Origin of the sequence: Streptomyces sp. NPDC091387, from assembly GCF_044756945.1 — a bacterium.
Lineage (GTDB): Bacteria > Actinomycetota > Actinomycetes > Streptomycetales > Streptomycetaceae > Streptomyces.
Window position 1 is genome coordinate 767,853 of sequence record NZ_JBIVTZ010000001.1, and the last position, 12,764, is coordinate 780,616.

General features: G+C 73.5%; 10 protein-coding genes and 1 tRNA gene. 9 read left to right on the top strand and 2 right to left on the bottom strand.

Going from position 1 to position 12,764, the window contains the following annotated elements; translation table 11 throughout:
• The first annotated feature begins 120 nt into the window (after positions 1 to 120).
• Positions 121 to 1,482, top strand: a complete 1,362-nt coding sequence (locus ACIQM0_RS03550; protein WP_401283123.1) for a tetratricopeptide repeat protein — start codon at positions 121 to 123, stop codon at positions 1,480 to 1,482.
• A gap of 226 nt (positions 1,483 to 1,708) precedes the next feature.
• Here ACIQM0_RS03550 and ACIQM0_RS03555 read toward each other — a convergent pair whose 3' ends face one another.
• Positions 1,709 to 2,305 carry a histidine phosphatase family protein gene (locus ACIQM0_RS03555; RefSeq protein WP_401283125.1) on the bottom strand — a complete coding sequence of 199 codons (597 nt, stop codon included), beginning with the start codon at positions 2,303 to 2,305 and terminating at the stop codon, positions 1,709 to 1,711.
• Positions 2,306 to 2,605: 300 nt separating this feature from the next.
• Here ACIQM0_RS03555 and ACIQM0_RS03560 point away from each other — a divergent pair, with 300 nt between their 5' ends.
• The 7 genes from ACIQM0_RS03560 to ACIQM0_RS03590 all read left to right on the top strand — a co-directional run bounded on the left by ACIQM0_RS03560 (position 2,606) and on the right by ACIQM0_RS03590 (position 9,024).
• Positions 2,606 to 3,577 carry a phosphatase PAP2 family protein gene (locus ACIQM0_RS03560; RefSeq protein WP_401283127.1) on the top strand — a complete coding sequence of 324 codons (972 nt, stop codon included), beginning with the start codon at positions 2,606 to 2,608 and terminating at the stop codon, positions 3,575 to 3,577.
• Positions 3,483 to 4,649 (top strand): hypothetical protein, encoded by a 1,167-nt coding sequence (locus ACIQM0_RS03565; RefSeq protein WP_401283129.1) that lies wholly within the window; start codon positions 3,483 to 3,485, stop codon positions 4,647 to 4,649. The genes ACIQM0_RS03560 and ACIQM0_RS03565 overlap by 95 nt, the downstream gene beginning before the upstream one ends.
• On the top strand, positions 4,640 to 6,247 hold the full coding sequence (locus tag ACIQM0_RS03570) for a hypothetical protein (RefSeq protein ID WP_401283131.1): 1,608 nt from the start codon (positions 4,640 to 4,642) through the stop codon (positions 6,245 to 6,247). The genes ACIQM0_RS03565 and ACIQM0_RS03570 overlap by 10 nt, the downstream gene beginning before the upstream one ends.
• Complete coding sequence (locus ACIQM0_RS03575) at positions 6,244 to 7,578, top strand: AAA domain-containing protein (protein WP_401283133.1); 1,335 nt, start codon at positions 6,244 to 6,246, stop codon at positions 7,576 to 7,578. Before ACIQM0_RS03570 ends, ACIQM0_RS03575 begins: the two co-directional genes overlap by 4 nt.
• A gap of 121 nt (positions 7,579 to 7,699) precedes the next feature.
• Positions 7,700 to 8,041 (top strand): hypothetical protein, encoded by a 342-nt coding sequence (locus tag ACIQM0_RS03580; RefSeq protein ID WP_401283135.1) that lies wholly within the window; start codon positions 7,700 to 7,702, stop codon positions 8,039 to 8,041.
• Between the two features lie 211 nt (positions 8,042 to 8,252).
• The gene (locus ACIQM0_RS03585) at positions 8,253 to 8,960 is read left to right on the top strand and encodes a bifunctional DNA primase/polymerase (protein WP_401283137.1); all 708 of its coding nucleotides are present in this window, start codon (positions 8,253 to 8,255) and stop codon (positions 8,958 to 8,960) included.
• Positions 8,951 to 9,024 (top strand) — tRNA-Lys (locus tag ACIQM0_RS03590). The genes ACIQM0_RS03585 and ACIQM0_RS03590 overlap by 10 nt, the downstream gene beginning before the upstream one ends.
• An 83-nt stretch (positions 9,025 to 9,107) precedes the next feature.
• On the opposite strand, the gene ACIQM0_RS03595 is transcribed toward ACIQM0_RS03590, so the two are convergent.
• Entirely contained in the window at positions 9,108 to 10,349 is a 1,242-nt protein-coding gene (locus tag ACIQM0_RS03595) for a M6 family metalloprotease domain-containing protein (protein WP_401283404.1), read from the bottom strand.
• Positions 10,350 to 10,982: 633 nt separating this feature from the next.
• Between ACIQM0_RS03595 and ACIQM0_RS03600 the strand changes: the two genes are divergently transcribed.
• Positions 10,983 to 12,731 carry a putative bifunctional diguanylate cyclase/phosphodiesterase gene (locus ACIQM0_RS03600; RefSeq protein ID WP_401283406.1) on the top strand — a complete coding sequence of 583 codons (1,749 nt, stop codon included), beginning with the start codon at positions 10,983 to 10,985 and terminating at the stop codon, positions 12,729 to 12,731.
• The last annotated feature ends 33 nt before the right edge of the window (positions 12,732 to 12,764 follow it).

The following is a 12,764-nucleotide window of genomic DNA, read 5'->3' on the forward strand; positions in this document are numbered from 1 at the left end:
ATGGGCGAGATGCCCGATTCATCCGCAAACGCAGTGTGTGTGCGTTGTCACAACAGGTACGTTCTTGCTCCGCCGGGACACCGGAGACAAACGCCCGGCTCGCGCCAGAGAGGGCCCGCCATGGTGTCGACACGGGCAGTTCCCAACCTCGCCTTCCGGCGGCTGCGCGGACAGCGCTCCGCCGGGGAGTTCGCTGCCGCGGTACGCAGGTCCGCCCGCGAGATCGGCGAGCAGGTCGCGTGCGACGCCCGGTACATCGGGCGCGTGGAGTCCGGCGAGATCCGCTGCCCGAACTACGCGTACGAGCGGGTCTTCCTGCACATGTTCCCCGGGGCGGACCTCGTGGACCTGGGCTTCTCACCGCGTGAATCGGTACGCGGCCGGGGGGCCAGGCCCGCGGCGGACGTCCCTTCGCCCCCGACTTCACCGCTGCTCGGCAGCGACACCGACGAGGAGTGCGACGTGCTGCGTCGCGTATTCATGACGAGTGGTTCCACCACGATGGCTGCGGCGTCCCTGGGCCTGGGCCTCGGTGGCATGACCGCCTCCGTGTCCCTGCCCGCGCAGCGCCGGGTCGGCGAGACGGAGGTGCACGCCGTCGAGAAGGCGGTGCGGCAGATCCGCCTGCTGGACGACCGGCACGGCGGTGACGGCCTGTACCGCCGTGCCGCGCAGCCGCTGCGCGCGGCGTACGCGCTGCTCGACTCCGGGACCGCGGCCCGGCGCTCCACGGCGGACCGGCTGCACAGCGGGGCCGGTGAGCTGGCCATCTCGGTGGGCTGGCTGGCCCATGACTCGGGCCGGTTCGAGGACGCCCGCTCGCACTACGCGGAGGCGCTGGCCACGGCGCGGGTCGCCGGGGACCACGCGCTGGAGGCGCACGCGTTCTGCAACGCGTCGTTCCTGGCCCGGGACACCGGGCGCTCGCGCGAGTCCGTGCGCGCCGCGGAGGCGGGGCAGCGGGCCGCCAGGCCACTGGGCTCACCGCGGCTGATGGCGCTGCTCTCCCTGCGGGAGGCGGGGGGCCGGGCGGGGCTCGGGGACCGCACCGGCTGCGAGCGGGCGCTCGGCCGGGCGCACACCGCGTTCGGGCAGGGGCCGTCGCCCACGGACCCGGAGTGGATGAGCTTCTTCCGCGAGGCGGAGCTGGAGATGCTGGAGGCACAGTGCTGGGCGGCGCTGGGCGACTGGTCGCGGGCGGTGCGGCACGCACGGCGGGCGACGCGGCTGCAGGATCCGCACTTCACCCGGAACCTGGCGCTGTACCGGGCCGAGCTGACCACGGACCTGGCGCGGGCGGGCCTCGCGGAGGAGGCGGCGGCCACGGGCCACCAGGTGCTGGACCTGCTGGACCAGGTCCGGTCCTCCCGGATCAGGGCGATGCTGGCCGGAGCGGTGGCGGTCCTGCGGCCGCGGGGCCGTGGATCGGTCGACATCACGGACTTCCTCGACCGCCACACGGCCTCCGGCACGAAGACGTAGGGCCCGGGCCCGGGTTGGCCGGCCACTCAGCCCGTCCGCGGCGTGTGCGCGAGATCCCACTTGCTCCGGACCCGCCCAGCCCGTCCGGCGTCTGAGGACGGAACCCTCCGGCGGGACCGGGGCGCGGAAACCAGCCCGCCCGGCGCTTGAGGGCAGAGGTGGCCGACCCCGGACCGGGGTACAGGGGTTCCGTCCTCAAACGCCGGACGGGCTGGAGTGGTCGCCCCTACCGCTCCAGGTGCCCCGTGTCGTTCCAGCGTTCCAGGGCCGGCGCCCCGTACGCCCACCCCAGCACCGACAGCGACGTCGGATCCAGCCGGATGCGTGCCGCGAACGACACGTCCTCGCCCAGCCAGCGCGCCCCGAGCGCCCGCAGGATGTGGCCGTGGGCGAAGACCAGGACGTCGCGGTCGGCCGAGCGGGCCCACTCGACGATCTCGTCGGCACGGGCCGACACCTCGGCCAGGGTCTCGCCCTCCGGCACCCCGTCACGCCAGATGAACCAGTCCGGGCGGATCGCCTTGATCGCGGCCGGGGTCATCCCCTCGTACGCCCCGTAATCCCACTCCATCAGCGCGTCCCACCGCTCGGCCCGGTCGCCGAACCCGGCGATCTCGCAGGTCTCGGCGGCCCGTGCGAGCGGGCTGGTCCGGACCTCGAGACCGGGCAGGTCCGCCCACGGTCCCCGGTGCAGCCGCTCGCCGAGCAGCTTGGCGCCCGCGCGTCCGGTGTCGAGCAGGGGGATGTCCGTCCTGCCGGTGTGATTGCCGTTGACGGACCATTCCGTCTGGCCGTGCCGGGCAAGCAGGATTCGCGGTGCCATGTGACGGCTCTCCCTGAAACTGAGACCTCTGATCGTGGATCTGAGATCTTGGACATCGACGGGGACGGAACCGTCCGGCACAGTACGGGGGAACGGTGGGAACGGATCGTCCGGATTTCCATCATCGCGCACCCACCCACGAGGCAACCTGCGGGCCCGCACCGGCGTCCCACCCATCGCAGACACATCCGAACAGCTGAGGGGTGCCGAAGGGCACCCCTGGGGGAATCGCGGCCGACCCGCACCGTACGGTTGAACGTCCGCCGTCGGCCGCATGAACACATGATGGAGAACTTCCGGATGCCGCATGCCACCGCCGCGCCCGCGCCGCGCCCCCGGCCCCGCTGGTGGACCGAGCTGCCGCTGCTCGCCCTGGTGTACGCGGCGTACTCGGGAGGCAGACTGCTGGTGCGCGGCGACGTGTCGACGGCCGTCGACCACGGACTGCGCATCCTGCACCTGGAACAGTCGCTCCGGATCAACTTCGAGCACCCCCTCAACCGGCTGCTCACCGCGCACTCGTCGATAGGGATACCCGCCGACTTCGCGTACGCGTCGCTGCATTACCTGATAACCCCGGCCGTCCTCATATGGATGTTCCGGAGGCACTCTGAGGCCTACCGCAGGGCCCGCACCTGGCTGATGACCTCCACGATGCTCGGTCTGATCGGCTTCACGCTGATGCCGACCTGCCCGCCGCGGCTGCTGGCCGCCGGACACGGCTTCGTCGACACGATGGCGCAGTACAGCTCGTACGGCTGGTGGGGCACGGAGGCGAGCGCCCCGCGCGGCATGGGCGGAATGACCAACCAGTACGCGGCGATGCCGAGTCTGCACGTCGGCTGGGCGCTGTGGTGCGGGATCCTCATATGGCGCCACGGGCGGCACCCGCTCGTGCGCGCGGCCGGCATCCTGTACCCGCTGATCACCGTCTTCGTGGTGATGGGTACCGCCAACCACTACTTCCTCGACGCCGTCGCCGGCGCCGCCGTGATGGGGATCGGCGCCCTGGTGGCCCGGCCCGTGACGCGGCTCGCCAACCGGGTCGGTGACACGGTCCTGACCCGCTTCGCACCGGTGGGCACGGTCATGAAGTCCCCGGATGTCAGTGCCGGATGCAAGACTTCCGCGGGTGAGCGAATCCCCGGCCAGCGGACCTCCTCCGCAGACCCCACCGATGCCGCGGCACCGGCCGGTCCACCTGCCCCGGCCGACGTCCCCGCCCCCGCGGGAAGAGCCGCGGGCGGTGACGCTGCGGCAGCGGCTCGCTGAGCTGAGAGGCCCGGCCGTCCCACCGCGTCCGCTGGACGCCCGCGCACTGGCCGCCCTCGCCGCGAACCCCGGCTGCAAGCGGCGCGCCCTGCTCGACGGGGCCGGCGTCGACAAGGCCGCCCTCGCCACCGCGCTCGGTTCACCGGCCGCTTTCGGCCAGTCCCAGTTCGCCTTCATGCGGGGCAACGCCTTCGAGGCCAAGGTCAAGGCCGACGGCGGTACGGAGCTGATGCGCCTGCTCCACGAGCGGCTCGGCGGGCCCGGTGAGCCGCCGCGCGACGTCGCGGTCCCCGATCTGACGGCCGCCGGCCCCGAGGGCCGTGCCGCGCGCACCGCGCTGGCCCTGCGGGAGGCGACCGGGACGGGCGGCTGGGCGCTGCTGGACCACCCGATGCTGGCCCTTGAGGTGGCGGGCTCGCCCGCCTATCTGGAGCCGGATGCGGTGGTGGTGCACCCCGACGGCACCTGGACCGTCGTCGAGATCAAGTCCTTCCCCATGATCGACGGTTCCGCCGACGCGGCGAAGGTCGGCGCGGCCGCCCGCCAGTCCGCGGTCTACGTACTGGCGCTGGAGCGGATCGCCGAGGTCACCGACGGGGCGGAGGTCGGCCACCGGGTGCTGCTGGTCTGCCCCAGGGACTTCTCCAACCTGCCGGCCGCGTCCGTCGTCGACGTGCGCAAGCAGCGTGCGGTCACCCTCCGCCAGCTGACCAGGCTCACCCGGATCGAGGACATCGCGGCGGCCCTGCCGGAGGGCACCACGTTCGACCCCGAGCGCGCCCCCGAGGAGCTGGACAGCGCCGTCGAGTCGGTCGCTGCGGCGTACGCGCCGGAGTGCCTGGCCGCGTGCGAACTCGCCTTCCACTGCCGGGGCCGGGCCCGCGCCGAGGGCGCGGTGGAGGCGCTGGGGCGCAGCGTGCGGGGCGAGCTCGGCGGGCTGACCACGGTCGGCGCGGTGCTGGCCGCGGCCGCGGGCAAGGAGGGCGATCCGGCGGATCCGACGGTCTCCGCGCTGCGCCGCGCGGCGGCCCTGCGTGCCGAGGCGCTGGAAGGCGGCCCCTCATGTCACTGATCTCCACCCTGGCCCGGCTGGAGGCCGTGGAGAGCGGCCGCGCGCAGCCGGTGGCCACGGTACGCCACCGCCGTCTCACAGACCGGCCGCTGGTCCTGGTGCCGCTCACCACCGCGGGCGAGGCGGGCGCCCCGCTCGGCGCCCTCGTCGGCACCGACCGGGACGCGCCGCGGCTGCTCGTCGTGGCCCAGCCGCGCGACCGGGATCTGCGGTTCGCGTTCCTCGCGGAGCTGGCCGAGGCGGTCCTGCCGCACATCGAGTCGTACGCCGATGTGATCGAGCCGGCGGAACGCAGCGAGACGGACCCCGCGACCGGCAAGAAGGTCAAGGTCGAGACCGAGCTGTGCACGGACGCGGCGCAGTTGATCGTGCCGAGCCGGGCGGGCATCGAGTTCGTCCGGCTGCTCGGCCGCTCCATGCGGTTCCGGCGCACCGCGGAGGACGACCCCGACACCCCGTATCCGGCGCCCGCCCGGGTCCCGCTGCTGGGCCGCTGGCTCACGCACTACGGCGAGCGTGCCCGGGTGCCGGGCTCCTCGCTGCTGCTGGCCGGCACGGATCTGCTCGGCCGGCACTGGGCGACCGGCCAGTCCACCCTGGAGGACCAGCATCTGGGCGCCCTGCTGGCCTGGATCGACCCGCCGGCCGGGGAGTCAGGGGCCGAGGCCGCGTTCCGCGCGGAGCTGGCCCGGGACCGCGAGGGACAGCTGCTGTGCCCGCCCGCAGGACCGGCCACCGACCCGGACTTCGACAACCGGCTGCTGGCCCCCGCGATCGAGAAGTACGACCGCGCGCGCACCTCGCTGGCCGCCGCGGAGGACGGCCTGGCGGCCGATGCCAGGCTCGCCGAGCTGACCGCGGCCGAGCGGGAGATCCGGGCCCTGCTGGCGGGGGTGCTGCGGCCCACCTGGGACGCCGTGTGGCGGGGCCTGGACCTGCTGCGGGAGCTGCCCGAGGGGGCGAGGACCGAGGACCGCTGGACCCGCGACCGCTGGTCGTTCACCGGCCACCGCGACCGGGTGCGGTCGGGGGAGCCGCCGCAGCCGCGCCGGGACGACGCGGTGACGGCGGCCCGCAAGCTCGCCTCCCGGGAGACCGCACAGGCGCAGTTGGAGGCCCAGGAGGCGCTGGACGATCCGCTGGTGCTGGCCGGCCGCCGGCTGGCGGGCGAGGCGTTCCTCGGGGAGGTGACCGGGGTGGAGATGACGTACACCGAGTCGAAGCGCCCCTCGCCGCGCCCGCTGGTCACCGTCCGCACCGACGAGCAGCCGCACCTGGCCGACCGCGTCAAGGTCTACCGCTCGCTGGACGGCAAGCCGCAGACCGCCGAGTTCGCCGGGTACGGGCCGCAGGAGGAAGGCGCCGCGCCCGCGCTGGTGCTGCGGATCACCGACCGGATGGGCCGCGGCAGGGAACCGGCCCCCGGTTCGGTGCCGGAGCACGGTGACCGGATCGCCTGGACCCTCTTCGAGCACGACCAGCGCGGCGGCCCGAAGCTGCCGGACGCGGAGGAGACGCCGTGGACCCACGGCGGTCCGCCCGGCTCCGGTGCGGCCGTCGAGAGCCCTGACCCCGTGACCCCGGAGGACGTGCTGTGAGCGACGGATTCGACCCGGGAGCGGCGGCGGGCCGGGCCACCGCCCAGATCCTGGACGACACGCTGAACGGGACGGCGCGCGGCATCGTGGTGGACTCCCCGCCCGGTGCGGGGAAGTCGACGCTGGTGGTCCGCGCCGCGCTCGAACTCGCCGCGGCCGGGCGCCCGCTGATGGTCGTCGCGCAGACGAACGCCCAGGTCGACGACCTGGTGGTGCGGCTGGCCGAGAAGGACCCCGGGCTGCCGGTCGGCCGGCTGCACAGCAGCGACTCCGACCCGTACGACAAGGTGCTGGACGGGCTGGCCAACGTACGGAAGTCGGCGAAGGCGGCGGATCTGGCGGGGCTCGACATCGTCATCTCGACGGCGGCCAAGTGGGCCCATGTGAAGAACGTCGAGCCGTGGGGGCACGCGATCGTCGACGAGGCGTACCAGATGCGCTCGGACGCGCTGCTGGCCGTCGCCGGACTCTTCGAGCGGGCCCTGTTCGTGGGTGATCCGGGCCAGCTGGACCCGTTCTCGATCGTGGGCGCGGACCAGTGGGCGGGGCTGAGCTACGACCCGTCGGCGAGCGCGGTCTCCACCCTGCTGGCGCACAACCCGGAGCTGCCGCAGCGCCGGCTGCCGGTCTCCTGGCGGCTGTCGGCGTCGGCCGCGCAGCTGGTCTCGGACGCGTTCTACCCGTACACCCCGTTCCGCAGCGGTACCGACCACGGGGACCGGCTGCTGTCGTTCGGCGTCGGGTCCGACGGCTCTGCGGCCGACCGGGTGCTGGACGAGGCCGCGGAGTCCGGCTGGGGTTTGTTGGAGCTTCCCGCCCGGCACACCCCGCGCACGGACCCGGAGGCGGTGCGGGCGGTCGCCGCGGTGGTGCGCCGGCTCCTGGACCGGGGCGGCGCGGCCACCAGCGAGCGTTCCCCCGACCCGGTCCCGGTCACGGCGGACCGGGTCGCGGTCGGCACGGCCCACCGCGACCAGGCGGCGGCGGTGCGGGCGGCGCTCGCGGAACTGGGGGTGACGGGGGTCGCGGTGGACACGGCGAACCGGCTCCAGGGCCGCGAGTTCGATGTGACGGTGGTCCTGCACCCGCTCTCCGGCCGGCCGGACGCCACCGCGTTCCACCTGGAGACGGGCCGGCTGTGCGTGCTGGCCTCCCGCCACCGCCACGCCTGCGTCGTGGTCTGCCGCGCGGGCGTCGCCGAGCTGCTGGACGAGCACCCGTCGACGGAGCCGGTCCAGCTGGGCGTCACGGTGAAGTTCCCGGACGGCTGGGAGGCGAACCACCGGGTGCTGGCGCACCTGGCGGAACACCGCGTGCGGTGGGGGCGTTGAGTCCGGGGGCGCGTCGGGGCGCGGCTGCCGGTAGCGGCTCCGCGCACGCCCCCGTGAGCGCCCTTGCGGCGGGCTGGACAATAGAGGGTGGCCGTCGGACCCATCCGAGGAGGACAACCCCATGGCACAACCCGAGCGGAACGAGCGGCAGCGGCTGCGCCCCGCGCCCCTGCTCTTCGAGCCGTCGGCGGCGGTCGCCGATCCGGAGCACTTCTTCGACCTGGAGTCGATGGACGATCCGAAGGAGTTGCTGAGCCGTTCCACCGAGCTGGCCCTGGCGTTCCGTGCCGCGACCGACCGGGCGGTCGAGTTCCAGGCGATGGCGGCCGCCCAGCTGGCCGATCCGCGCCGGTTCGACCGGCTCACGACGGCGGACATCGCGCGGCGGGCGGAGTGGACCGAGGACTACGCGGCGAAGATGGTCGAGTTCGGCCGAAGCCTGCTGAACGCCCCGAGGCCCTGACGGGCCCTGCCGCCCCGGCTTCCCGACGGCGGACCGGCTCCCCCGCTCCCGGTTCCGGCGCCGCCCGGCGCCTGCTGATCTCGACCGGCGCTGACTGTGGGTAGAACCACTGGCATATGCCCGGGGGCAAGATACTCCTCGCCACCCCAAGCTGTCCCGGTTTCCGGCAACTCTCGGATTCCGCTCGATCACTCCCGGTAGACCTGTGTGCATGACCGCATGGCTGCCAGACGAAACGACCCTGCATCACGGCGACGGCCCCTACCGGGAAGCCGACGTCTTCGCCGTCCTGCGCCGGCAGGCCGGTAACCAGACGGCTCAGGTGACGGCGGCCGGCGCCGCCTGGCTGGCCGGCGCGGCGGCGTATCCGCGCAGCGCCCTGACCCAGTGGGAGTCGCACCCGTCCGCTCCCGGGGTCCTGCCGTGCGGTTCGGCCTTCGACGTGGTGAACGTGCCCACGCTCTTCGGGCGCCGGATGCTCGAACACCTCTGGGCGGACGGTCCGGGCTCCGGACCGGTCGCCACGCACCGCGGCCGGATGCTGCTGTTCGCCTCTCCGGGGACCGCCCAGCGGCTGCCCTCGCTGCTGGACTGGGAGGAGTGGGGCGGGGGCGCCGCGGCCCGGTCCGCGGGGGATCTGGCGGGGCAGGACGAGAGCGGCCGGAAGGTGCCCCCGCTGCTCTGTCACGGCACCGGTGACGCGGTGACCGTGCCGCCCCTGACCTGCGAACCGAATACGTCCGGACCCCGCTGGGTGGTCGCCCCCGACACCCGGAGCCCCTGGCTGCCGGGGCCCGACGTACTGCTCTGGGCGTGCGTGCGGGTGGCCCGCTCCGTGCCCTCTTCCGGGCCTCGTATTTCGATTTTTCCTCCCACCGATCAGGGTGCTAAGGTCTACGACGTCAGCAGGCGCCGCTAGCTCAGTTGGTTAGAGCAGCTGACTCTTAATCAGCGGGTCCGGGGTTCGAGTCCCTGGCGGCGCACAGACACAAGAAGCCCCCTCGCTCACGCGAGGGGGCTTCTTCGTCGTGGTCGACGCAGCCCCTGGGGCGGGGCGGAACAGGACCTACGTCCCGGTGGTGATCCGGACCGTCCAGGCGCCCGACGGGGTCCGGTCGGCGACCTCGATCGTGGTGTGTCCGCCGGGGACGGAGAACGTCTCGCCGACCCGCAGCGGGGCGTCCGCGAGCGGCGGATAGACCGACCGGTCCCAGCAGGCGTCGGTGTCGGGGTGGGTGTCGATGACGTCGACCGGGCCGCCGCCCGACGGGGTCTCGTTGCGGATCCGGTAGAGCAGCACTCCCTCGCCGCACGTCGAGCGGTCGTTGCCGGTGGCGCTGCGGGCCTCGATCGCCACGGCGCTGCCCTCGCCCGTCCTGATCACCGCGAGCCGGGTCCCGATGGACGCGCCGGGCACGGGCACGGCCGCCATCGACTCCAGGGTGACGACCCGGTCGCTCTGGATGCAGGTCACCTGCCGGTCGTCCAGCCAGCCCAGCTTCCACTTGTGCCAGCCGAAGAGGTCGGGCGCGAGCCCGAACTGGCTGCCCATCACGTCCCAGTCGCCCACGTAGGTGTCCCAGTCACCCTTGCCGTCCGAGGGCCGGTGGTAGAGGTCGGGCAGGTCGAAGACGTGGCCGGTCTCGTGGGCCAGCACGTTGTGGTCCGGCGGGTGCTGTTCGAAAACGGTGACGACGCGCCTGATGTCCGTACCGTCGGCGTGCAGCGGCCGGTCGAAGTTGACGACCTTGGTGGCGTCGGAGTCGACGCCCGGGGCGTCCGGGTCGGCGACGAGATAGACGATGTCGTACCTCGAGAAGTCCACCTCGGGGTCGGCCGCGTCGATCGCGTCGCGCAGATAGGCGCTGCGCCGGTCGTTGGCCCAGTCACGCTTTATGCCGTACCAGACCGACGGCCTGGGCATCTGGATCCACCGCTTCTGCGGGTGCGGGCGCAGGGTGAACTTCCCGTACGAGGCGCGCTGGAAGAACCGGGTGGTGGCGGGGAAGTAGTCGGAGGTGAGCTCGGCGGGGGTGGTGACGGGCCGGGCGTCCGGGAACGAGAGGAAGACCATGACGGCGTCGAGCCGATGGTCGGGGCGCGGGTAGGCGCTGTTCCAGCCGTCCAGGCCCAGCGAGTGGTGGGCCTCGGTCCGGGGCAGCGCGCAGGCGTCGGCAGCACCGGTGGCGGCCGCGGCGGGTCCCGCGACGAGCGAGGTGGCGGCGACCGCCAGGAGGGAGATCAGCCCGGCCGTCACGGCGCGCGGACTCGGTCTCACCACTCCTCCGGGTCCGTGCTGACGCGGCACATCTACCTCCGGGTGCGGGGTGCGGACGCCTGGGATCTTCAGCACCCTCCCGACCACCCTGTGGCGATTCAGGTGTTACGTCCTGTTGAGCTGCCCCAGTCGGGTCAGCGGCCCACTCGCGCCCCTCCTTCACAGACAGTCACAATCGATCACCGATGCAACGCGAGAGAACAGAGCCGCGCAGAAACGATCAGGCATGGGCAAACCGGATAGGTGCACGAATGGCCCATGCACGTCGGGCGCGGGGTCCGGAACCGTCGGGGCGCTGGAACGGCCGAGCCGCCAGCCTTTATGCTTCACCTCGCTTTCCTCCGCGCTTTCCGCCCCTGACAACGGCGCTCCACGCGGCGGGCCAGTCCGACCAGACCTGTCCGGGACAGAACTGCATGGCGGGAGCGAACGGTGAGCGCAACCTCCGATGGGCCGAGGCCCCCGGCAGGCACAGCACCCTCTTCCCCACGACCAACGGTCACGGAGCGTCATGATTCATGGCCCACCGGGGGGACCACCGAGGGCGTCACCGGGGAACCCGCCCCGGACGTCGCCGAGGACATCGCGGAGGACGCCGCCCCGGAAGCGGCCGTCTCCGGGGCGCACGACTACCGGGCGGCCTTCCGGGCCGCGACGGTCCCGATGGCCGTCGTCGACCACGAGGGCCTGATCGTCACGGCGAACGAGGCCCTGGCCGCCCTGGTCGGCATCGCCGCCCCGGCGCTCACCGCCCAGTCCGCCTCCGATCTGGTCGACCTCGCGGCGGACGGCCGCACCTGGCACGCGTACCGCGAGGTGCTGCACGGCCGGCGCTCCCGCTTCCGCTGCACCCGCCGGCTCAAGCACCCCGACGGGCGCTCGATGTGGGCCGAGATCACCGTCGTACCGATCCCCGCGCCGGAGGCGGACAGCGAGGGCGAGGGCGACGGCGGCACACCGGGCGCGGACGACGTAAACCGCCCGCCCGGCCGGGTGCTGCTCTCCGTCGCGGACGTCAGCGACCGGCGCGAGCTCCAGAAGCGGCTGCGCCATCTCCAGATGCACGACCCGGTGACCCGGCTGCCCAACCGCACCCTCTTCTTCGAGCGGCTCTCGGCCGTCCTGGAGACCCCGCCGTACCAGGACGACGCCCACCCAGGACGCGGCCGGATCGGGCTCTGCTACCTCGACCTGGACGGCTTCAAGGCCGTCAACGACACCCTGGGCCACCGGATCGGCGACCGGCTGCTCGCCGCCGTCGCCGCCCGGCTCACCGACTGCGCGGAGCGGGAGGGCCCGCACCCCACCAGCGCCCCCCTGGTGGCGCGCCTGGGCGGGGACGAGTTCGCGATCCTGGTCGAGGAGTCCACCGGTACGCAGCAGCTGACCGACCTCGCCCGCACCGTCCTCGCCGCGCTCCAGAAGCCCTTCGACCTGGCCGGGCAGCGGCTCTCCGTCTCGGCGTCGATCGGCGTGGTGGAGCGGCCGGTCGCCGGCACCTCGGCCACCGGCCTGATGCAGGCGGCCGATACGACGCTGTACTGGGCGAAGGCCGACGGGAAGGCGCGCTGGACCGTCTTCGACCCGGAGCGCAACGCCCACCGGATGACCCGCCAGGCCCTCTCGTCCAACCTCCGGCCGGCCGTCGAACGCGGCGAGTTCACCATCGAGTACCAGCCGCTGGTCGGCATGGCCGACGGGGTCGTGCTCGGGGTGGAGGCGCTGGTCCGCTGGAACCACCCGCAGTTCGGGATGCTCTCGCCGAACCGGTTCGTCGCCATCGCAGAGGAGGACGGCTCGATCGTGCAGCTCGGCCGCTGGGTGCTGCGGGCGGCGTGCCGTCAGGCCAGGCGCTGGCAGCTCGACCACCCGGCCGAGCCGCCGCTGTTCATCAGCGTCAATGTGGCGGTCCGCCAGGTCTGGGACTCCGACCTGGTCACCGATGTGGCGGAGATCCTCGCGGAGACCGGCCTCGACCCGGCGCTGTTGCAGCTGGAGCTGACCGAGTCCGCGGTGATGGGTTCGGCGGGCCGCCCGCTCCAGGCCCTCCAGTCGCTCAGCGACATGGGCGTCCGGATCGCCATCGACGACTTCGGGACCGGCTACTCCAACCTCGCCTACCTGAGCCGGCTGCCGGTCTCCGTACTGAAGCTGGACGGCGCCTTCGTGCGCGGCTTCCGCTACGAGGACGGCACGCACCCCAGCCCCGCCGACGAGACGATCGTCGAGGCCATGGTCCAGCTGGCGCACCGGCTGGGCCTGACCGTCACCGCGGAGTGCGTGGAGACGGCCGGCCAGGCGGAGCGGCTGCGCCGGATCGGCTGCGACACCGGGCAGGGCTGGCTCTACTCCCGCGCGGTCGCCCCGGAGCGCATCGCCGAACTGCTCGGCGCCCGCGCGCTGGAGGCCTGAGACGGCGGACGCGGCCCCCGGCGGTCGGCCGGG